Source organism: Phycicoccus jejuensis, from assembly GCF_000720925.1.
Lineage (GTDB): Bacteria > Actinomycetota > Actinomycetes > Actinomycetales > Dermatophilaceae > Phycicoccus > Phycicoccus jejuensis.
This window is the reverse complement of sequence record NZ_JOEE01000005.1, coordinates 88,044-109,324: the sequence shown is the minus strand read 5'-3', so window position 1 is coordinate 109,324 and position 21,281 is coordinate 88,044. Positions and strand designations below refer to the sequence as shown.

General features: G+C 74.3%; 17 protein-coding genes and 1 tRNA gene. 9 read left to right on the top strand and 9 right to left on the bottom strand.

Annotated elements, in window-relative coordinates; all coding sequences use genetic code 11:
* Positions 1-9: 9 nt before the first annotated feature.
* Positions 10-954, bottom strand: a complete 945-nt coding sequence (gene pgfA, locus IG69_RS0111670) for a cell envelope lipid trafficking protein PgfA (RefSeq protein ID WP_030528347.1) — start codon at positions 952-954, stop codon at positions 10-12.
* A gap of 137 nt (positions 955-1,091) precedes the next feature.
* On the opposite strand from pgfA, the gene IG69_RS0111665 reads away from it, so the two are divergent.
* Positions 1,092-2,339: an acyltransferase family protein gene (locus tag IG69_RS0111665; protein WP_169742061.1), complete on the top strand. Its 1,248-nt coding sequence runs from the start codon at positions 1,092-1,094 to the stop codon at positions 2,337-2,339.
* Here IG69_RS0111665 and IG69_RS0111660 read toward each other — a convergent pair.
* Positions 2,278-3,120: a 2OG-Fe(II) oxygenase gene (locus tag IG69_RS0111660; RefSeq protein ID WP_030528345.1), complete on the bottom strand. Its 843-nt coding sequence runs from the start codon at positions 3,118-3,120 to the stop codon at positions 2,278-2,280. The two genes, IG69_RS0111665 and IG69_RS0111660, sit on opposite strands and share 62 nt — an antisense overlap.
* A gap of 114 nt (positions 3,121-3,234) precedes the next feature.
* Here IG69_RS0111660 and IG69_RS0111655 point away from each other — a divergent pair, with 114 nt between their 5' ends.
* The 3 genes from IG69_RS0111655 to IG69_RS0111645 are packed head-to-tail and all read left to right on the top strand — an operon-like array spanning position 3,235 to position 7,846.
* A complete protein-coding gene (locus IG69_RS0111655) occupies positions 3,235-4,686 on the top strand; it encodes a bifunctional glycosyltransferase/class I SAM-dependent methyltransferase (RefSeq protein WP_030528344.1) in 1,452 nt (483 codons plus the stop codon).
* Positions 4,683-6,716, top strand: coding sequence for a hypothetical protein (locus IG69_RS0111650; RefSeq protein ID WP_030528343.1), 2,034 nt, complete (start codon positions 4,683-4,685; stop codon positions 6,714-6,716). The genes IG69_RS0111655 and IG69_RS0111650 overlap by 4 nt, the downstream gene beginning before the upstream one ends.
* On the top strand, positions 6,713-7,846 hold the full coding sequence (locus IG69_RS0111645; RefSeq protein ID WP_030528342.1) for a glycosyltransferase family 4 protein: 1,134 nt from the start codon (positions 6,713-6,715) through the stop codon (positions 7,844-7,846). The genes IG69_RS0111650 and IG69_RS0111645 overlap by 4 nt, the downstream gene beginning before the upstream one ends.
* On the opposite strand, the gene IG69_RS22135 is transcribed toward IG69_RS0111645, so the two are convergent.
* Together IG69_RS22135 and IG69_RS0111635 are read right to left on the bottom strand one after the other, a co-directional pair.
* Entirely contained in the window at positions 7,831-7,971 is a 141-nt protein-coding gene (locus tag IG69_RS22135) for a DUF2613 family protein (protein WP_157577530.1), read from the bottom strand. The two genes, IG69_RS0111645 and IG69_RS22135, sit on opposite strands and share 16 nt — an antisense overlap.
* 42 nt (positions 7,972-8,013) lie before the next feature.
* The gene (locus IG69_RS0111635) at positions 8,014-9,687 is read right to left on the bottom strand and encodes an MmpA family trehalose lipid delivery protein (RefSeq protein ID WP_030528341.1); all 1,674 of its coding nucleotides are present in this window, start codon (positions 9,685-9,687) and stop codon (positions 8,014-8,016) included.
* Positions 9,688-9,794: 107 nt separating this feature from the next.
* Here IG69_RS0111635 and IG69_RS0111630 point away from each other — a divergent pair, with 107 nt between their 5' ends.
* The gene (locus IG69_RS0111630; RefSeq protein ID WP_211250997.1) at positions 9,795-10,505 is read left to right on the top strand and encodes a class I SAM-dependent methyltransferase; all 711 of its coding nucleotides are present in this window, start codon (positions 9,795-9,797) and stop codon (positions 10,503-10,505) included.
* Between the two features lie 29 nt (positions 10,506-10,534).
* The gene (locus IG69_RS0111625) at positions 10,535-11,854 is read left to right on the top strand and encodes a lipopolysaccharide biosynthesis protein (protein ID WP_157577528.1); all 1,320 of its coding nucleotides are present in this window, start codon (positions 10,535-10,537) and stop codon (positions 11,852-11,854) included.
* Between the two features lie 24 nt (positions 11,855-11,878).
* On the opposite strand, the gene polA is transcribed toward IG69_RS0111625, so the two are convergent.
* On the bottom strand, positions 11,879-14,587 hold the full coding sequence (polA, locus tag IG69_RS0111620) for a DNA polymerase I (RefSeq protein WP_030528338.1): 2,709 nt from the start codon (positions 14,585-14,587) through the stop codon (positions 11,879-11,881).
* Between polA and IG69_RS0111615 the strand changes: the two genes are divergently transcribed.
* From IG69_RS0111615 to IG69_RS0111605, 3 genes are all read left to right on the top strand, one after another.
* Positions 14,586-15,017, top strand: a complete 432-nt coding sequence (locus IG69_RS0111615) for a hotdog fold thioesterase (RefSeq protein WP_030528337.1) — start codon at positions 14,586-14,588, stop codon at positions 15,015-15,017. The genes polA and IG69_RS0111615 overlap by 2 nt on opposite strands.
* A 168-nt stretch (positions 15,018-15,185) precedes the next feature.
* On the top strand, positions 15,186-16,940 hold the full coding sequence (locus IG69_RS0111610) for a DUF1800 domain-containing protein (protein ID WP_051750478.1): 1,755 nt from the start codon (positions 15,186-15,188) through the stop codon (positions 16,938-16,940).
* Positions 16,941-16,951: 11 nt separating this feature from the next.
* On the top strand, positions 16,952-18,250 hold the full coding sequence (locus IG69_RS0111605) for a DUF1501 domain-containing protein (RefSeq protein ID WP_051750477.1): 1,299 nt from the start codon (positions 16,952-16,954) through the stop codon (positions 18,248-18,250).
* Between the two features lie 27 nt (positions 18,251-18,277).
* Here IG69_RS0111605 and IG69_RS0111600 read toward each other — a convergent pair whose 3' ends face one another.
* The 4 genes from IG69_RS0111600 to pyk all read right to left on the bottom strand — a co-directional run bounded on the left by IG69_RS0111600 (position 18,278) and on the right by pyk (position 21,183).
* Complete coding sequence (locus IG69_RS0111600) at positions 18,278-18,838, bottom strand: GNAT family N-acetyltransferase (RefSeq protein WP_169742059.1); 561 nt, start codon at positions 18,836-18,838, stop codon at positions 18,278-18,280.
* A gap of 164 nt (positions 18,839-19,002) precedes the next feature.
* Positions 19,003-19,596, bottom strand: coding sequence for an ANTAR domain-containing response regulator (locus IG69_RS0111595; protein ID WP_030528333.1), 594 nt, complete (start codon positions 19,594-19,596; stop codon positions 19,003-19,005).
* A 1-nt stretch (position 19,597) separates the two neighbouring features.
* Positions 19,598-19,680: transfer RNA gene (locus IG69_RS0111590), tRNA-Leu, on the bottom strand.
* Between the two features lie 39 nt (positions 19,681-19,719).
* A complete protein-coding gene (pyk, locus tag IG69_RS0111585) occupies positions 19,720-21,183 on the bottom strand; it encodes a pyruvate kinase (protein WP_030528332.1) in 1,464 nt (487 codons plus the stop codon).
* Positions 21,184-21,281: the final 98 nt, after the last annotated feature.

The following is a 21,281-nucleotide window of genomic DNA, read 5'->3' as shown; positions in this document are numbered from 1 at the left end:
GCCCGCGTGTCAGCGGCCCGCGGGGACCCGGCTGCGCTCGAGCGTCTCGCCGTCGTCGGCCGCACCGTGGCGGCCGCCGCGGCGACCGGTCAGCCAGAGGGCAAGGCCGCCGAGGAGCGCGACGACGCCGAGGACGCCACCGACCAGCGGCACCGTGCGGGTCAGCAGGCCGAGCTGCGAGGCGTTGGAGGAACCGGAGTCGACGTTGGTTCGGACGGTCTCGGGCGTGAAGCCGAACGTGAGGTCGAGGAAGGTCGACCCGTCGTCGAGCAGCCGGACCTGGTGCTCCTTCTGGTCGATGATCGATCCGGTCGTCGGCTCGATCCACAGCGTCTTGTCGGTGGAGTAGGTGCCGGCCACGCCGTCGGCGATCTGGATCGGGGCGTCCTTGACCGAGACGAGGAACTTGTACGTGGCCAGGCCGTCGACGTCCTCCTCGCCCTGGTACGTCGCGTCGACCGCGCCGCCGACGAGACCGTCCCAGAAGGGGTAGGTCTTCTGCTCGACACCGAACGGGAACTTGTTGATCAGCCCCTCCTTCGGCGCCGCGTCGGCCGGCAGGTTCGCGAAGTCGTTGACCGGCAGGGCGGTGCGACGGTCGGTGGCGAAGGTGTCGGTGCTCGCCGAGAGCAACGTCTTGGACGGGTCGTCCGCCGCGACGCAGTCGGGGGCGTTGCCGTCCGGGTCGCGCACGAGGCAGCTGGAGTTCTGGAAGAGGACGACCTCGCCGGTGCTCAGCTCGGAGTCGGCGTGCGTGATGCTCGTGGCCTTGACCGGCGTCGTCTCGAGCCCGTCCGGGCCGGCCACCTGGGCCTCGCCCGACAGCCGCGTCACCGTGTCGACGTCGAGGGGGGTCTTCTGCACCTGTCCCGAGGCGTACGCCAGCGACAGGATCGCGGTCGTCACCAGGAACGCTCCGAGGAAGACGAGGAGCTTCGTCACGATTCCGCGCACTGCTTGACCCTCCGTTGGGCTCGATGTCGGACGAAATGTAGCAGGATGCAACCCGCCGGTAACATGACTCGCGGATGCCGCGTGGCGACCCCTCGCCCGGCAGCCCCGTCCGCACCGTCCCGGGAGGCCTGCGCGCCATGACCACCGCCGCCGCGCCCACCACGCCGCGCACGCGCTCGACGGCTCTGGACTGGGTCCGCGGCGTCGCCCTCGTCCTCGTCGTCCTGTCGCACATGTGGGCGCTGTGGTCGATCGAGGCCCTGGCCGGTGTGCCGCCCTTGCTGCACCTGCTCCAGAGCGGCAACATCGCCGTCACGGTCTTCCTCGTCGTCGCGGGCTTCCTCCTGACCCGATCCCTCATCGGCCGGGACGGGACGCGCGCCGACGACGAGGGCCGGGTCGGCACGATCGCCGCGGAGCGCCCGGCGCTCGCCGTGCTCAGCCGGGTCGTGCGCATCTCGTCGCAGACCTGGCCCCTGCTGCTGCTCGTGTGGTTCACGACCCTGGCCGAGGGCGCGGGCGAGGTCGTCGAGACCCAGACCGAGCGCTCGGTGCTCTGGGTCACGACGTTCGGGTGGAACGTCTACCTCCAGACCGAGGCCCTGCTCGCGCGGGCCGACCTCGGGCACCTCTGGTACACCGCCGTCTACGTGCAGGTGACGCTCGTCCTCGTCGTCCTCGTGCGGGGGCTGCGCCACCGACGCGTCGTGCTCGCGCTCACCCTCGGGGGCCTGCTGCTCGCCTGCACGGCCTGGCGCGCGCACGTCGCCGACGTCGAGGCGCTGACGACCGCGCTGCTGCGCACGACGACGCGGATGGACGGGATGCTCTGGGGGGCCCTCGCCGCCGTCTGCTGGCCGTGGCTGCGGCCGGTCCGCTCGGTCGCCGGGACCGTCGTCTCGTACGCGCTGACGCTCTTCGCCGCCCTCGTGCTGCTGCTCGGCAACTCGGGCGCCTACCTCGGGTGGGGCGGCGTCGCCGCGAACCTCGCCGTCGTCGCCGTCGTCGTCGCCGCCCCCGGTCTGCCGCCCGAGGGCCGGCTCTCCCGCGCCCTCGGCTGGCGGCCGCTCGTCGTGCTCGGCCGCTACAGCCTCGCGGTCTACGTCTGGCACTACCCGATCTTCTTCGGCGTGGGCCAGCGTCTGCCGACCTGGCCGGCCCCGGCCAAGGCGGCGCTCGCCCTCGCGCTGCTCGCCGCCGCCGTGGTCCTCACCGTCCGTTACGTCGAGCGGCCGGTCGAGGCCTGGGTCCAGCGCCGCCTCGGGGCGCGACCGGCCGACCGCGAGGAGCTCGCGGCCCTCCCCCTCGTCCCGGAGCCGGCCCTCAGCCCCGCCGGCGCAGCCGCTGGACCCGCGACAGCGCCTTCTGCACCGTCTCGTCCCTGAGCCCGAGCCGCCGCTTGGCCCGGTCGTAGACGTCCAGCGCCTGCCGGTCGGCCCAGATGGCGACCCGCTTGGCCCCGTCACCCGGCCGGGCGCGGTAGTGCGTCGAGCGGCGGACCGCGTGGTCCTCCTCGGTGAAGTAGTAGAGGGCCAGCGAGCGCCGAGCCTCCCCCGGAGGGCAGGTGAGCGCGTCGGGGTGGCCGTGGAAGCTGTCCTCGGAGGTCGTGAAGACGAGCATCCGGTTGCCCTTCGGCGTGACCCTGGCGCGGCACGCCGTCATCTGCGGGTCCCACAGCTCGAGCTGCCCGCCCCACTCGGCGGGCCACTCCTCGTTGAGGTAGAGGAGGATGTTGACCCGCCGCGCCCAGTTCTCGTGGTCGTGGTGGGTCGTGAAGTCGGCGTGGATGTTGAGGTGGCCCCCGCGCAACGTCTGGTGCAGGCCGCCGCCGTCCATGGTCCAGTCCGCCATGAGGTCCTCGATGCCGGTGAGCCGCTCGAGGTAGGCGACGAACGCGGGCGCGCAGAGCTCCTCGGCGACGGCGCGGAGGGTGTCGCCCCACGAGTCCGGGACGGTGTTGGAGTACTTCGTCTCGTTGACGTGGAGGTAGCCGCGCCAGAACTCGTCGTCGGTGCCGGGGAACTCCGCGACCGCGGCGGCGAAGGCCTCCGGCCGGAGCACGTCGTCGAGCACGAGGTGCGGGAACGGGTCGGCGGACCGGTAGGCGGCGCTGGCCTGCGGCAGGGCGGCCTCGAGCCGCTCGAGGTCGACGAACTGGCTCGGCATGGCGCCACTATGGCACGAGGTGCCACGGGGCTACTGGCGGGTCACATACAATCCAGCGACGTCGCGACGCCGCCTCGACCGGGCGGACCCGCGCCCACCCAGGACGGACACCCGATGACCCAGACCGCCGCCGCCGGCAGCCCCCGCGTGGGCGTGCTCGTCGTCGCCTACAACGCCGCCACGACGCTGGTGGAGACGCTCGACCGGCTCCCCGCGGCGTTCCGCGCCGAGGTCGACCACGTCCTGCTCGCCGACGACTCCAGCCAGGACGACACCTACGCGATCGGGCTCGCCTACCGCGAGACGAGCGACCTACCGCTCACCGTCGTGCGCCACGAAAAGAACCTCGGCTACGGGGGCAACCAGAAGGCCGGGTACCGGTGGGCGATCGGGCACGGCCTCGACGTCGTCGTCCTCCTCCACGGCGACGGCCAGTACGCCCCCGAGGTCATCGAGGACCTCGTGCGCCCGTTGACCGAGGGCCGGGCCGACGCGGTGTTCGGCTCGCGGATGATGGTGCGCGGCCAGGCGCTCAAGGGCGGCATGCCGGTCTACAAGTACGTCGGCAACCGCATCCTCACGACGTTCCAGAACGCGATGACCGGCGCCCGGCTCAGCGAGTGGCACAGCGGGTACCGCGCCTACCGGGTCGACGCGCTCGCCGACCTCGCCCTCGACACCTACAGCGACGACTTCGACTTCGACACCGAGATCATCCTCGGGCTCCTCGACGCCGGGAAGCGGGTCGAGGAGGTCCCGATCCCGACGTACTACGGCGACGAGATCTGCTACGTCAACGGGATGGCCTACGCGCGCGACGTCGCCCGCGACGTGCTGCGGCACCGGGCCGGGCGGATGGGCTTCGGCGCCCACCGGACCCCGGGCGCCCCCGACGCCTACGAGCTGAAGTCCTCCGAGCACTCGAGCCACGGCCGGCTCCTCGCCTGGCTCGGTGCAGCGCCCGCCGGGTCGGTGCTCGACGTCGGGTGCTCCGACGGCGCGTTCGGCGCCCTGGTCCGTCGCGCCGGGCACCGGGTCGTCGGGGTCGACCTCGTCAAGCACGACGGCGTCGGCGAGCGCCTCGACGACTTCGTCGAGGCCGACCTCGGGCGGGGCCTGCCCGACGCCGTCGGCTCCGGCTACGACCGGGTCGTCGCGGCCGACGTCCTGGAGCACGTCGCCGACCCCGAGTCGCTGCTGCGAGACCTCACGGCGCGCCTCGCCGACGGCGGCGAGATCCTCGTGTCGGTGCCGAACTTCGGCCACTGGTACCCCCGGTGCCGCACGGCCGTCGGTCGCTTCGACTACGACAGCCGCGGACCGCTCGACGAGGGCCACCTGCGCTTCTTCACGCGGCGCAGCTTCGAGCGCCTCGTCGCGCGCAGCGGCCTGACGGTGCTCGAGCGCGACGTCGTCGGGGTGCCGGTCGACGTGCTCGACCGGGGTCGCAGCGGCGGCCGCCGGGTCGACGTCCTGCGGGCCGTCGGCGCGGCCGACCGCGCCGCCGTGCGGGGCTGGCCGACGCTGTTCGGCTACCAGCTGCTCTACCGCCTCGCCCCCGCGTGAGCCGTCCGGCACCGCTCCACCCCCGGGTCGTCGCGGCCACCCTCGCGGGCTGCCTGACCGGTGCCCTCGTGCACCTCCTCGTCCTGCTCGACCTCGGGTGGAACCCGGGACGGACGGCGGTCGGGCTCGGCTACGCGTCGAACTTCTTCGACCTCCAGGCCCAGGCGTTCCTCGACGGCCGGCTGGACCTCCCGGCCGACAGCCTCGGCATCGAGGGGTTCGAGATCGGTGGCCGGACGTACATGTACTTCCCGCCGTTCCCCGCGCTCCTGCGGGTGCCCGTCATGCTCGTGACGCACGAGTTCGACGGCCGCCTCACCGTGCTGTCGATGGCCCTCGCGTGGCTCGTCACCGCCGTCATGGCGACCAAGCTCCTCTGGTTCGCCCGGCGCGTCGTCCGGGGCGACGGCGTGCCCGACCGCCGCGAGGCCGCGGCGGCGGCGGTGCTCCTCGCGGCCCTCACCGGGGGCACCGTCCTCACCTTCGACGCCGGCCTGCCGTGGGTCTACCACGAGGTCTACGCCTGGTCGGTCGCCACCGTCGTCGGCGCGCTGTACTGGCTGGCGCGCGCCGCGTCCTCGCCCGACCGGCGCTCGCTCGGGTGGCTCGGGGCGTTCGTCCTCGCGGCCGTCATGACCCGGACCACCGGCGGCTTCGCCGTCATCGGCGCGACGGTGCTCGCCGGCGCCGCGTGGTGGCTCGCGGAGGGGCGTGCCCGCCCCCACGGCCGGCGCCTGGCCGGTGGGTTCGTCGCCGCCGCGCTCGTCCCGCTCGCGCTCTCGGTCGCGCTCAACCAGGTCAAGTTCGGCCACCCGTACCTGTTCCCGCTGGCCGACCAGGTGTGGACGGGGGTCAACGCGCACCGCCGCGAGGCCCTCGCGGCCAACGGCGGCCACATCACCGGACTGCAGTTCCTGCCGACGACCCTCCAGGCCTACCTCTCACCCGACGGCCTGCGCCTCACCTCGTGGTTCCCGTGGTTCTCGCTGCCCGAGGCGCCCCCGGTCGTCCGCGACGGCGTCGTCCTCGACCAGACCTACCGCACCGCGAGCGTCACCGCGACCGCCCCCCTGCTCCTCGCGCTCGCCGTCGCCGCGGTCCCGGGCCTGCTCCTGCTGCGGGACCGGCGGCCCCTGCGCGTGCTCGGGGTGCCGCTGCTCGGTGCGGCCGTCGTGCCCGGCGGCATCCTCGCCTACGGCTACGTCGCCAACCGGTACACGAGCGAGTTCGTCCCCCTCCTCGTCGTCGGCGCCGTCGTCGCGCTGTGGACCGTCCTGCCGCCGCTGCTGCGGCGGTCGCGCCGGCGGGCCGGTGTCGTCCTCGGGGTGCTCGCCGCCGTCACGGTGTGGTCGACCGCCGTCCAGGCGGTCTCGGGGCTGTGGTCGAGCGCCACCGTCGGCCGCGGCGAGCCGCTGGTGCGCCTGCTCTCGCTCCAGCACCGGGTCGACGACGCCCTCGGGCTGGCCGGGCCGCCGGTCCTGCGCGACGTCACCGACCTCCCGGACGACGCCGCCCCCGACACGCTCGCCGCCACACCCGGCTGCGACGCCCTGTACCTCGCGACCGGGGACCGGTACGAGCCCTGGGTCCTCGTCGAGTCGGCGCCCACCGTGCTGCGGGTCACCGTCCACCGCGACGTCCGACCCGGACGCATCCTGCTCGCCACCTACACGGGCTCGGTCCAGCGCCAGGTCTACCTCCAGACGCGGGCCGACCACACGGTGCGCGTCGTCGTCGACGACGGCGAGACCCCGCGCGCCGGACGGTGGTACGGGGTCTACCCCGAGACCTCGACGACCGTCGGGATCGGCACCGACCCCCACCTCTCGGTCGTCGAGGTCACCTCGACGCCCGGCGGGCGGGTCGCGGTCTTCCCCAGCCAGCGCCTCGGTGACGACTGGGTCATCCAGCCCGGGCGCCTGGCCGTCGTCTCCGACCCGCAGCGCGCGCAGGAGCTCGGCGTCACCGTCACCGAGGGTGCAGGACGACCCACCCGTCTGTGCCCGCGCGTCGTCGGGACCGGCGGATGAGCCGTCCCCTGCACGTCGCGTTCCTCTCGTGGCGGGACGCGGCGCACCCGGAGGCCGGTGGCAGCGAGGTCTACGTGGAGCAGATGGCCGCCGGGCTCGCCGCCCGCGGCCACCGGGTCGTCGTCGTCACCGCACGCCCCCCGGGCACGCGGGCCGGGGAGCGGGTCGACGGCGTCGTCCACGTGCGCGGCGGCGGCCGGCTGACCGTCTACCTCCACGGGTTGCTCTGGGTGGCGCGGCACCGGCGCTCCCTCGACGTCGTCGTCGACGTGATCAACGGGCTGCCCTTCGCGACGCCCCTCGTCCGCCGGACCGGGGTCGTCGCCCTCGTCCACCACGTCCACCGCGAGCAGTGGCGGATGATCTACCCCGACTGGCGCGGCCGGCTCGGCTGGTTCGTGGAGTCCCGCGTCACGCCGGCCCTCTACCGCCGGGCCCCGCACGTCACCGTCTCGCGCTCGACGGCCGCCGACCTGGAACGCCTCGGGGTGCGGGCCGACCTCGTGCGGGTCGTGCGCAACGGCCTGGTCCCGCGGCCGGTCGCCGGGCCGCGCTCCCCCACCCCCCGGGTGGTCGTCCTCTCGCGGCTGGTCCCGCACAAGCAGGTCGAGCACGTCCTCGAGGCCGCGCACGCCCTGCGCGGTCGCCACCCAGGGCTGGTGGTCGACGTCGTCGGCACGGGTTGGTGGGAGAGGCGGCTGCGGGAGGAGGCGCACCAGCTCGGCGTCGACGACGTCGTCCGCTTCCACGGGTGGGTCGACGACGACGAGCGGGACCGGCTCCTCGCGGCCGCCCACGTCCTGGCCCTGCCCTCGGTGCGGGAGGGCTGGGGCATCGCCGTGACGGAGGCCGCGGCGCAGCGGACGCCGACCGTGGGCTACCGCTCCAGCGGCGGGCTGCGCGAGTCGGTCGACGACGGCGTCACCGGCTGGCTCGTCGAGGACCGCGCGGGCCTGACCGCGGCCGTCGACGACGTGCTGTCCGGCCGGGTCGACGTCGAGCTGGCGGGCGAGGCGGCACGCGAGCGAGCGGCCGGGCTCAGCTGGGAGCGCTCCGTCGAGGAGCTGGTGGCCGTCCTGCAGGAGGAGGCGGGGCGGCGGCGGGGCCGCCGGGCTCAGCGAGCGCCGTAGACGATGACCGGCTGGCTGGCGGGGTTCTCGGCGGGCGCGGCGGTCTGCGAGGACACGAGCCCGAAGATCCCCGCGAGCGCGAGGGCGATGCCCGCGACGGCGGGGGCGATCACGTTGCCGAACATCCGCGGCCTTCCTGTCGAGAAACTACGCCACAGTAACAGAACTCAGCGCCGCGCCCGGGGAGGTCGGGAGAGACCGACGCCGAGCAGCAGGAGGAGCACCGCGAGGTCCGCCACGACCACGGTGGCGAGGGCGGCGGGGGCGACCTGCGGTGCCGCCGCCCGGCGGCCGGTCAGCTCGAGGAGGACGACGTCGGGCCCCTCGACGACGACCCGGACCGAGGGGTCCGCACGCAGCGCCGCGAGCAGGCCCGGCCCGTCCGGGTCGGTGCGCGTCACGAGGACCCAGCGCACGCCCAGCCCGCGCAGGACGGCGACGGAGCCGGACGTCACGGGGGCCAGGGCGCGGCCGACGGCGGCCGCGAGCGGGTCCTCGCCCCGGAGTGTGCGGTCGCCGAGGACCAGCGCGTCGCTCGTGACGACCCGGACGTCGTAGAGGCGCGACGCGGGGTCGTAGGTCGGGTAGGCGGTGGCCCACGGGTAGGCCCGGTAGAGGCGCCACGGCGCCGAGACGAGGAGCGCGTCGGTGCCGTCCACCGCCCGGGCGACCTGCTCCACGTCGGCCGGGAAGCGGCTCGGGGTGAGGACCCGGTGCACGACGACCGCGCCGTCGGGGAGCAGGACGAAGGGCAGCGCCAGCGCGACGACGAGGACGGTCGACGACAGCGGCGTCGCCCGGCGGGCCACGAGCCGGGCCAGGCCGTCGACGAGCGCGCCGACCCCGAGGACGGCCACGAGGACGAAGGGGGCGAGCCACTTCTGGGCGTCGCGCAGCAGGCCCAGGCCCGGGACGGTGTCGGTGCCGGCGGCGACGAGGTGCTGCCCGAGGGGCACGCTCGTCAGGGTGGCGAGGACGAGACCGACGACCCCGCACGCGCGCAGCCGTCGACCGGGCAGCCCCCGCCGTCGCCCGGCGACGAGCCCGGCGAGGACGACGAGCACGGTGAGGGCCCCGAGCAGCCCGGCGCGGCTCCCGGGGACGCTCAGCCGGTCCCAGACGCCCCCGAGCCCGACGAGCGAGACGACCGCGGGTCCGGGCAGCTCGGCCCGGGCGGCGAACGCCGCGACCCCGGCCGGGTCCGACGTGGTGGCCGCCGAGGACAGCAGCGACGGGAGGAGCCACGGCAGCTGCGCGGCGGCGACGAGCCCGACGAGGCCGAGGTCCCGACGGCGACCGTGACGGGTCGTCCCGAGACCGGTCACCAGCGCCACTCCCCCGACGAGCACCGCGCCGGTGGGGGTCAGGGCGCCGAGCGCCAGCCAGGGCGCCGTCCGCGGGAGGAGCCGGCCGTCCTCGCGCGCCCGCACCGCCGCGAGGGCGACCCACCAGAGGGAGGCGTAGCCGAGCAGCAGCGCCCACTGCCCGAGGCCCAGGCGCTCGACGACGAACGGGTTCCACACCGCGAAGGCGCCGACGAGCAGGCGGGCGGGCGTCCCCAGCGGGCGGGCCAGCCGGTGCGCCCCCCACCCCGCGAGCGCCAGCCCACCGAGGACCGCGACCCGGCCGAGCACTCCCCCGTCGAGCCCGAGCGACAGGACGCCGACCACGGCGTCGAGCGGCGCGGCCCGCGGCGAGGCCGTCCCGAGGCCCACGGCCTCGGGTCGCAGCGGTAGTCGCGGGGTGAGGACGAGGTCGCGCGCGAAGGGGTACCCGCCGCGCGTCAGCAGCGGCCACCCGAGGACGACGACGGGCACGAGGACCCAGAGGTCCAGCACCACCTCGCGCGTCCTGCGCCCGCCCGGCCACCTCGGGGCCACCATCACGGCCTCCCTATGCTGGCCCGGTCCGGAGCCACACCCTAGATGACCGAGCCGCGGAGGGACCCGTGCCCGAGAGAACGCCGGGCGGCGTCGTGCCCTGGGCGGAGGTCGACCGCATCCCCGGCTGGCTGACCCGCGCGCAGGCCGAGCTGCTGCAGGCCGTCGTCCGGTCCGTCCACCCCGGGCCGGCCCGTGTGCTCGAGGTCGGCGCGCACCAGGGTCGCTCCACGTGCGCGCTCGCCGGCGCCCGCCGCGACGTCGTCGTGACGACCATCGACCCCTTCGTGCGCACCCGCCGGTACGCCGGGCCCGCCGTCCGCGGCCTCCTCGCGGCCCACCTCGCCCGGCTCGGCGTCGAGGACCGGGTGACCGTGCTGGCCACCACGTCGGCGCAGGCGCGGCGCGGGTGGACGGGCGAGGTCGACGTGCTCCACGTCGACGGCAAGCACGACTACTGGACGGTGACCGACGACCTGCGCTGGGCCGAGCACGTCGTCGCCGGCGGCGCCGTCCTCGTGCACGACGCGTTCTCGTCCATCGGGGTCACCCTCGCCCTCCTGCGGCACGTGCTCCCCGGCCGGACGCTCGCCTACCGCGGCCGCACCGGCTCGATGGCGCGCTTTGTCGTCACGGCGCCGTCCACCGCCGACCGCGCCCGGATGCTCGCCGAGCTGCCCTGGTGGGTCCGCAACGTCGGGGTCAAGGTCCTGCTGCGCCTGCACCTGCGCCCGGTCGCCCGGCTGCTCGGACACACGGGAGCCGACGACCCCTACTGATCGGCTCTACCCGGTGGTAACTTTCGCCGGTGAGCAGCCGGCGACGTCGCAGACGCGTCCTCGGGGGCGCCACGATGGCGGCGGCCATCGGGGTCATGAACCTCACGACGTACGGCCTCACGCTCGCCTGCGCCCGGCTCCTCGGCCCCGACGAGTTCGGGCAGTTCTCGAGCGTGCTCGGCGCGCTCATCGTCCTCAACGTCGTCTCGCTCGCGCTCCAGGCCACCGGCGCCCGCCGGGTGTCGACGACCACCGGCGACCCCGCGCACGTCACCCGGGACGTGCTCTCCGCGACGCTGCGGGCCGCCGCCGGGGTGACCCTCGTCGGAACGCTCGCCGTCCCCCTCGTCGTCGGCGGTCTGCGGCTGGACAGCCCGGTCGGGGCCGTCTGCCTCGCGGTGTCGGCCGGCCTCCTCACCGTCATGGGCGGTCAGGCCGGGATCCTCCAGGGCGGGCAGCGCTGGGGGGCCCTCGCCCTCCTGTACGTCACGATGGGCACCGCCCGGCTCGTGGCCGGCGGCGCGGCGCTCCTCGTCGACCGCTCGGCCTCCGCCGCCCTCGTCGGCGTGGCGCTCGCGGCCGCGGCACCGGTCGTGGTCGGCACGGTGGCCCTGCGGCGCCCGGGTCGCCGGCGCACGGCCGTCCCCGTCGGCGCGGTGCCCGAGCAGGTGCGTCGCGCGTGGGACCGCGAGGGTGTCGCCCGCGAGGTCGTGCACAGCGCCTCCGCCCTGCTCGCCTTCTTCGCCGTCTCGAACATCGACGTCCTCCTCGCCCGCGTCGTCCTGCCCGGCGACGAGGCAGGGCACTACGCCGCGGGCCTCGTCCTCACGAAGGCCATGCTCTTCCTGCCGCAGTTCGTCGTCGTCGTCCTCTTCCCCCGGATGGCCCGCGGCCACGACCTGCGCCGGACGCACGCCTGGGGGCTCGGGGCCATCCTCGCGCTCGGGCTCGTGGCCGTCGCCGGGGTGCTCCTCCTGCGCGGCCTGGCCCTCGAGTTCGTCGGCGGCGCCGCCTACGCCCCGGTCCGCGACGACCTGTGGCTCTTCGCGACGCTGGGCACGGTGCTCGCGATGGTCCAGCTGCTCGTCTACGGCGCGCTCGCCCGGCGGCACCCGCGCGCGGTCCTCCTCCTGTGGGGCGCGCTGGTCGCGACCACCGCGCTGTCCGGTGTCGTGACGACCGCCCACGACCTGCTCCTCGTCAAGCTCGGCCTCGACGCCCTGCTGCTGCTCGTCCTCGGCGGCTACCTGCTGGCCCGCACCGGGCCCGACGATGACCCGGCCGTGCCGACGGTCGACCCGCCGCTCGCCGAGGACGCCGCCTCGCCCGAGCAGCCCGCCGTCCGCTGAGGGAGCGGCCGCGCCGCTGCCGGGTCAGTGCGCGGCGTCGTGCCAGGAGCGGCCGACGCCGACGCTGACGTCGAGCGGCACGTCCCCGAGGTCGATCGCCGCGCCCATCTCGCGGCGGACGAGGGCCTCGACGTCCTCGCGCTCGCCGGGCGCGACCTCGAGCACGAGCTCGTCGTGCACCTGGAGGAGCATCCGGCTGCGCGCACCCTCGGCCTGCAGCGCCGCGTGGACGCCCTTCATCGCGAGCTTGATGATGTCCGCGGCGGTGCCCTGGATCGGGGCGTTGAGGGCCATCCGCTCGGCGCCCTCACGGCGCTGGCGGTTGTCGCTCAGGAGGTCCGGGAGGTAGCGGCGGCGGCCGAGCATCGTCGCGGTGTAGCCGGTGGCGCGGGCCTCGACGACGACCTCGCGCAGGTAGTCGCGCACGCCGCCGAACCGGGCGAAGTACTCGTCCATGAGGCCCTGCGCCTCGCCCGTCGAGATGGTCAGCTGCTTGGAGAGGCCGAACGCCGAGAGGCCGTAGGCGAGGCCGTAGCTCATCGCCTTGACCTTGCTGCGCATCTCGAGGGTGACGTCGGCCGGCTCGACGGCGAACACCCGCGCGCCGACGAAGCGGTGGAGGTCCTCGCCGGTGCGGAAGGCCTCGATGAGCCCTTCGTCGCCGGAGAGGTGGGCCATGATCCGCATCTCGATCTGGCTGTAGTCGGCCGACATCAGCGACTCGAAGCCCTCGCCGACGACGAAGACGTCGCGGATGCGCCGGCCCTCCTCGGTGCGGATCGGCACGTTCTGGAGGTTCGGGTCCGTGGACGACAGCCGCCCGGTGGCCGCGATGGTCTGCAGGTACGTCGTGTGGATGCGCCGGTCGGGCGCGACCGACTTGATGAGCCCCTCGACGGTCACCCGCAGCCGGCTGGTGTCGCGGTGGCGCAGCAGCGCCTCGAGGAAGGGGTGCTCGGTCTTGACGAAGAGGTCGGCCAGGGCGTCGGCGTCGGTCGTGTACCCGGTCTTGGTCCGCTTGGTCTTCGGCATGCCCAGCTGGTCGAAGAGGACCTCCTGGAGCTGCTTCGGGCTGCCGAGGTTGACGTCCTCGCGGCCGATCGCGTCGTAGGCGTCCTGCTGGGCCTGACGCATCTTCGCGGCGAAGTCGGCCTCGAGCGCGGTGAGGGCGTCCTCGTCGACGGCGATGCCGGTGCGCTCCATCTCGGCGAGGATGCCGACGAGCGGCAGCTCGAGGTCGGCGAGCAGCTCGGTGCCGCCGGTCTCCTCGACCTTCTCGGCGAGGACGGCCGACAGCTCGAGGACGGCGCGGGCGCGGACCATCGCGTCGCGGGCGGCGGTGTCGTCGTCGGTGTCGAAGTCGAGCGTGCCCTGGGCGCCCTGGTCGCTCGTGGCGTCGCCCTCGGCGGTCAGCTCGCGGCCGAGCTGGCGCACGACGAGGTCCTCGAGGTCGTAGGAGCGCTGGTCGGGGCGCACGAGGTAGGCGGCGAGGGCGGTGTCGCTGACGACGCCGTTGAGCGCCAGGCCGCGGGCGCTGAGGGCCTGCAGCTGCGGCTTGAGGTCGTGGAGGACCTTCGGGGCGTCGGGGTCGGCGAGCCAGCCGGCGAGGGCCTGCTCCTGCTCGGCGGTGAGCGCCGTGAGGTCGAGGTGGGCGGTGGCGCCGTCCTCGCCCGCGAGCGCGAGCGCGGTGGCGTCGCCCTCGCCGGCGCGGTAGTGCCCGGAGACGACGACACCGTGCGGCAGCGCGCGGCCCGGGCCGTCGTCGGCGAACCGCGTCGTGAGGTCGTCGGCGGTGAGCACGTCACCACCGAGCTCGAAGCCACCTTCGACCTCGTCGGACTCGACGTCGAAGGTCTGGAAGAGGCGGTCGCGCAGCACCCGGAACTCGAGGCCGTCGAAGACCCGGTGCACCTCCTCGCGGTCCCAGGTGGCGCGCTCGAGGTCCGGCACGGACAGTGGCAGGTCGAGGTCGTCGACGAGCTTGTTGAGGCGGCGGTTGCGCAGGACGTCGTCGAGGTGGGCGCGCAGGTTCTCGCCGGCCTTGCCCTTGATCTCGTCGACGTGGGCGACGATCCCCTGGAGGTCGCCGTACTGCGCGATCCACTTGGCCGCGGTCTTCGGGCCGACACCGGGCACGCCGGGCAGGTTGTCGCTGGCCTCGCCGACGAGCGCCGCGAGGTCGCTGTAGCGGTCCGGCGGGACGAGGTACTTCTCCTCGACGGCGGCGGGGTCCATCCGCCAGACCTCGGAGACGCCGCGGACCGGGTAGATCAGGCTGACCTTGTCGGTGACGAGCTGGAAGGCGTCGCGGTCCCCCGTGCAGACGACGACCTCGGCGCCGGCCTCGGTGGCGCGGCGGGTCAGGGTCGCGATGACGTCGTCGGCCTCGAAGCCCTCGACGCCGATGTGCTTGATGCGCAGCGCGTCGAGCACCTCGCGCAGGAGCGGCAGCTGGCCGGTGAACTCGGTGGGCGTCTTGGAGCGGCCGGCCTTGTACTCGCCGTACTGCTCCAGCCGGAAGGTCTGGCGCGAGACGTCGAAGGCGACGGCGACGTGCGTCGGCGCCTCGTCGCGCAGGACGTTGATGAGCATCGAGGTGAAGCCGTAGACGGCGTTCGTGTGCTGCCCCGTGCTCGTCGAGAAGTTCTCGACGGGGAGGGCGAAGAACGCCCGGTAGGCCAGGGAGTGTCCGTCGAGGAGGAGGAGCTTCACGCGTGGCAGCCTAACGACCATGACCGACAGCCCCGACCTCATGTCAGCCGTCGCCCGGATGCGCGCGATGAACCCCGACTCCCTCATGGACCGGATGGGCATCGAGGTGCTGGAGGCCACGTCCGACCAGCTCGTCGCGACGATGCCGGTCGCCGGCAACACCCAGCCCTACGGCCTGCTCCACGGGGGCGCCTCGGTCGTCCTCGCCGAGACGCTCGGGTCCATCGGGGCCGCCCTGCACGCGGGCGAGGGCAAGGCGGTCGTCGGGCTCGACATCAACGCCACCCACCACCGGGCCGCCCGCTCCGGCCTCGTGACGGGCACGGCGACGCCGCTCAGCCTCGGGCGCACCCTCGCCTGCTACGAGGTCGTCGTCACCGACGAGGACGGCCGCCGGGTCTGCACGAGCCGCATCACCTGCCTCATCCGGGACGCCGCCCCGGGCGCGTGACGCCGGGCCGGCGGACGGCTCGGGTCAGGCGCTCACCAGCGGCGGACCACCCCCGGGCCAAGCCCGGGTAAAGCCCCGGTCAAATCCGGCGGACGAGGGCCGTTGGCCCGATGGCGCGGCACCCGAACGGACGAGGACGGTTGCGGCACAGGCCGAAACCATTGAAGGGTGAGCTCTCCCCTGCCCCCTCGCCGGGCCGCGACCCTCCAGGCCATCCTCGGCGCCGCCACCGCCGGCTCCGACCCGTCCGCGCCCGCGAAGAAGGCCGCCAAGGCCGCCAGGGCGAAGACCCGGCTGCCCGACCCCACCCCGCCGCGATCCACCGCGCCGGCCGGCGTGGTGGTGCCGACCCGGACGGCGAGCGCGAAGGCGGTCGACGCCGCGTACACCCCGCGCGCGGCCGTGGCCGCCGCGACGCCCGCGCGCACCACCCGCGGCCGGACGCTGCCCTACACGGCCGTCCGGACGGCCCCGCGGCGCAGCTCCACCGCCGGAGTGACCGGCAGTCCCGTCGCCGCGCTGCACCTGGCCCGGCGGGCGACCTGGGGCGCGACGCCCGAGGTCATCGACGCCATCACGTCGATGGGCGCGAGCGCGTGGCTCGAGGCGCAGCTGTCGCCGAAGACGATGCCCGACCCGGTCGTCGACGACCTGCTCAAGACCCGGTTCCCCCGGCTGTGGTGGCAGACCTGGGAGGTGCGCGACCGCTACTGGCCCAACCAGACGGGCGACCTCGGGTACGACACCATCGAGGCCTACACGGCCCGGGCCATCTGGTCCAAGCGCCAGCTGCTCGAGGTGATGGTCGACTTCTGGAGCAACCACCTCGTCGTCACGGCGCCCTGGGGCGAGACGTGGGACTGCGTGCACCGCTTCCACGAGGACGTCGTCCGCAAGCACGCCCTCGGCCGCTACGTCGACATGCTCGTCGCCGCCGCCAAGCACCCGGCGATGCTCGCCCAGCTGGACAACGAGTCCTCCTCGAAGCGGGCCCCCAACGAGAACTTCGGCCGTGAGCTCCTCGAGCTGCACACCGTCGGCGTCACCGGCGGCTACGCCGAGTCCGACATCCGTACCTCGGCCCTCGTGATGACGGGCGTGTCGACCGAGCACGAGACCGGCGAGTACTTCTACCGCTACAACCGCCACCACGTGGGCGAGCTGGGTCTCCTCGGGTGGTCCAGCCCCAACACCTCGCCCAAGGGTGACGCGGTGGCGACCTCCTACCTCCAGCACCTGGCGCGCCACCCGAGCACCGCCCGGCGCATCGCCACGAAGCTGGCGATCCGGTTCGTGTCCGACACCCCGCCGAGCAGCCTCGTCGACTCCCTCGCGCAGGTCTACCTGGCCAACGACACCGCGATCGCCCCCGTCCTGCGCGCCCTCTTCGCCTCTGCCGAGTTCGCCGGCTCGACCGGCCTCAAGGTCAAGCGGCCCCTGGAGCGCATCGTCTCGACGGCCCGGATCCTCGGGGTCCGTCCCGGCGCCGACCCCCGCGCGTGGCTGGGCGACGTCGTGTGGAACGCCCGCGTGGCCGGCCAGGCCCCCCTCGCGTGGCCCGCGCCCAACGGCTACCCGGACGTGGCCGGCTTCTGGGCCGGCGCCGGCGCGACGCTCGCGACGTGGAACTTCTCGATGTACCAGGGCTGGCAGGCCGCGGACACGAACGAGAAGCGCGTCGTCTTCCCCGCCCTGCGCGGGCTGCTCCCGACGACCCTGCCCGCCACGTACGGCGACTACGTCGACGCCCTGTCCACCCGGCTGCTCTCCGCGCCGCTGCCCGCCGCCAAGCGCGACGCGGTCTGCACCTTCCTCGGCCGGAGCGCGAGCAACCCGCTGAAGCCCACCGACGGAGCCGTCGGCTGGCGCCTGCCCTACGTCGTGGCGCTGATCCTCGACACCCCCGAGTTCGCGACCCGCTGAGGAGCGCCCCGATGACCACCACCAGCACCCCCACCTGCGGCTGCCCCGAGGGACTCGCCGCGATGGCCCCCAGCCGCCGCGCGCTGCTCGCCGGCGCCTCCGTCCTCGGCGCGGCCGGCGCCACCCTCGCCCTCGCCGGACCGGCCGAGGCGATGACCCGCCTGACCTTCGCGGACGCCGGCTACACCGGCGACACCCTCGTCGTGCTCTCCTTCCGCGGCGGCATCGACGGCCTGTCCGTCGTCCCGCCGGTCGGCGACCCCGCCTACTACACCGCACGGCCCTCCATCGCGATCCCCCAGTCCCGGGGCCTCGCGCTGGACACCCGCTTCGCCCTGCACCCCGCCCTCGCGCCGCTCCTGCCGCTCTACACCGCGGGCAGCCTCGCCGTCGTCCACGCCGTCGGGCAGCCCAACCCGACCCGCTCGCACTTCACCGACATGGACGAGATGGAGCGCGCCGCCCCCGGCTCCTCGATCCGTACCGGCTGGCTCGACCGCATGGTCGGCGCCACGACCACCCCCGGCCCCTTCGCGGGGACCACGATCGGCTCGACGACCGCCCCGCGATCCTTCCTCGGGGACCTGACCTCCGACCTCTCGATGCGCTCGGTCGACTCCTTCACCCTCAGCGGGGCGTGGGACGCGACGGAGACCGCCCGCTGGACGACGGCGCTGCGGGCGATGCACGCCGGCGACGCCGACGCCATCACGACCCCCGCCCGGACCGCCCTCGACGCGCTGACCACCGCGGGCACGCTGCGGACCGCGGGCTACACCCCGGCGAACGGCGCGACCTACCCCTCGGGCGGCCTCGGCGACGCGCTGCGCGACACCGCCCGCCTCGTCAAGGCCGGCGTCGGCCTGCGCGCGGTGAGCATCGACTCCGGCAACTGGGACATGCACACCGACCTCGGGTCCAGCACCGGCGGGTGGATGTTCGGCCAGCTGAGCGAGGTCGGCAAGGCGCTCGCCGCGTTCATGACCGACCTGGGCAGCGCCGCCGACCGGGTCACCCTCGTGACGCTGTCGGAGTTCGGCCGCCGCGTCACCGAGAACGGCTCCGGGGGCGTCGACCACGGCTACGGCAACTTCAGCTTCGTCCTCGGCGGTGGCGTCAACGGCGGCAAGGTCTACGGCACCTGGCCCGGGGTCGCCCCCGACCAGACGCAGGCGGGTGACCTCAAGGCGACGACCGACTACCGCTCGGTCCTCGCCGAGGTGCTCGAGAAGCGCTGCGGCCTCACCGCGAGCGGCATCCTGCCCGGCGCCCCGTCGGAGCGGCTCGGCCTCCTACGCGCCAAGGCCTGAACGGGCCCGGCCGCCGGGGAGGCCGGCTCAGGCCGAGCGAGTCGAGAAGGCCCGCTGGCGCAGGCTGCGCCGGCGCCGGGTCAGCTCGAGGCCGGTGTCGGCCGTCTCGGGCGCGATCCGGCGCCGCAGGGTGCCCGTGGCGACGACGCGACGGGTGACCGTGGAGCCGAAGCCGAGGCGGGCGAAGAACCGGTTGGCCTCGCGGCTCGTCGTGGGGACGTTGGAGACGACCTGCTCGCAGCCGGCGCGCTCGGCCGCCGCGAGCACCGCGGCGAGGAGCTGCTTCGCGACGCCGTGGCGCCGGGCGACCGGGGTGACCCAGAGCTGCTCGATGGCGACCTCGGGGCTCGGCGCGAGGCCGAAGGGGTTGTCGGTCGTGATGACGTAGCCGGCGGGCTCGCCCTCGAGGGTGGCGATGAACGCCTGCACGCCGGGACGCTGGAGGGCGCTCGAGAGGCGGCCGTCGGAGATGGCGCGGGCGCAGACCTCGGGGCTCGTCCCGGCGTCGACCTTCGCCTCGCGCCAGAGCGCGGTGAGGGCCTCGAGGTCACCCTCGACGGCAGCCACCTCGACGGGTCGTCGCGCCACGTTCGCCTCCTGTCCGACGGTGGTCCCCCGCGGGAACCGCACCGACACCGGACACTATGCCCCCGTAGGCGCCCGAGGAAAGTCCGGATGGCCGGAACCGGTCCGAACGGCCCGACGCGCCCCGCGGATCCCGTCGTGGGACCGCTCCCGGCCCACGGATCCGGTCAGCTCTTCTCCATGCCGGCGACGACGGCGTCGGCGACCTCGCGCATCCCCATCCGCCGGTCCATGGCGGTCTTCTGGATCCACCGGAACGCGTCGGCCTCGCTGATCTTCAGCTTGGCCATGAGCACGCCCTTGGCGCGGTCGACCGCCTTGCGCGTCTCGAGCCGCTCCCCCAGGTCCGCGACCTCGGCCTCGAGCTGCTTGAGCTCGCTCCAGCGCGAGAGGGCGATGTCGAGCGCCGGCGTCACGTCGCTCGCGGTGAAGGGCTTGACGACGTAGGCCATGACGCCGGCGTCGCGGGCGCGCTCGACGAGCTCGCGCTGGCTGAACGCGGTGAGCATGACGACCGGGCAGATGCGCTCGGCGCCGATCGTCTCGGCGGCCGTCAGCCCGTCCATGACGGGCATCTTGACGTCCATGATGACGATGTCCGGGGTCAGCGAGCGGGCCATCTCGACGGCCTGCTCGCCGTCGCCGGCCTGGCCGACGACGTCGTACCCGGCCTCGCGGAGCATCTCCGCGAGGTCGAGCCGGATGATGGCCTCGTCCTCGGCGACGAGGACGCGCTTGGTGGTGGCTGCACTCTGGGTCATGTGCCGGGAGCGGGACTCGAACCCGCACGCCCTCGCGGGCAGCGGATTTTGAGTCCGCCGTGTCTGCCGTTCCACCACCCCGGCCGGGGCGTGGACAGCATATCGAGGGCCACCGTGCCGGCCTCAGGCGTGTCCGTGCTTCGCCGCCTCGACGTAGGCCGGTGCGACCCGGTTCTTGGCGTCGCCGACCTTGTGCACGCGCAGGGCGTTCGTCGAGCCGGGGATGCCGGGGGGCGAGCCCGCGACGATGACCACCTGGTCGCCCTCCTGGACCCGGCCGAGCCCCATGAGCACCTCGTCGACCTGCATGGCCATCTCGTCGGTGTGCCGCACCTTGCCGACGAGGAAGGTCTCGACGCCCCACGTGAGCGCGAGCTGGCTGCGCGTGGACTGGTTGGGCGTGAAGGCGAGCATCGGGATGCGCGGGCGCACCCGCGACAGGCGCCGCGAGGAGTCGCCGCCCTCGGTGAACGTGATGAGGTACTTGACCCCCAGGAGCTCGCCGATCTCGGCGGCCGCGGCCGTCACGGCGCCGCCCTTGGAGTTCGGCCGGGTGCCGAGCGGGCGGATGCGGTGCAGGCCGTGCGTCTCGGTGTTCTCGATGATGCGGGCCATCGTCCGGACCGCGGCGAACGGGTTCTTGCCGACGCTCGTCTCGCCGGAGAGCATGAGCGCGTCGGCGCCGTCGAGGACGGCGTTCGCGGCGTCGGAGGCCTCCGCGCGGGTCGGGCGGCTGTTCTCGATCATCGACTCGAGCACCTGCGTCGCGACGATGACGGGCTTGGCCCGGCGGCGGGCGATCTCGCAGGCACGCTTCTGCACGAGCGGGACCTGCTCGAGCGGCATCTCGACGCCGAGGTCCCCGCGGGCCACCATGACGCCGTCGAAGGCGCGGATGATCTCGTCGAGGTTCTCGACGGCCTGCGGCTTCTCGATCTTCGCGATGACCGGGAGGCGGTGGCCCTCCTCGTCCATGATCTCGTGGACGCGGCGGATGTCGTCGGCGCTGCGGACGAACGACAGCGCGATCATGTCGGCGCCGACCCGCAGGCCCCAGCGCAGGTCGTCCTCGTCCTTCTCGGACAGGGCCGGCACCGAGACGGCGACGCCCGGCAGGTTGATGCCCTTGTTGTTGCTCAGCGGGCCGCCCTCGAGGACCTGGCAGACGACGTCGGTCTCGGTGACGTCGGTGGCGATGAGCGCGATCTTGCCGTCGTCGATGAGGATGCGGTCGCCGGTGTGGACGTCGCCCGGCAGCCCCTCGTACGTCGTGCCGACCTCGGTGACGTCTCCCGGCACGTCGCGCGTGGTGATCGTGAAGGTCGCGCCGCTCTGGAGGACGACGGGGCCGTCCGCGAACCGTGCGGTGCGGATCTTCGGGCCCTGGAGGTCGACGAGGACGCCGACCGCGCGGCCGACGGCGTCGCTCGCGCGGCGGACGTCGAGGTAGACCTGCTCGTGGTCGGCGTGGACGCCGTGGCTGAGGTTGAGGCGGGCCACGTCCATCCCGGCCCGGACGAGCTCTCGCAGGTTCTCGGCGCTGGAGGTGGCGGGGCCGAGGGTGCAGACGATCTTGGCACGACGCATGCCGCCGAGCCTATCGGTGCAACCGCTTCCATCGTGACGCGGGCCACATCGCGGTCGCTCCCCCGCCGAACCCCACCGGCCCCACGCGCCTCCACATT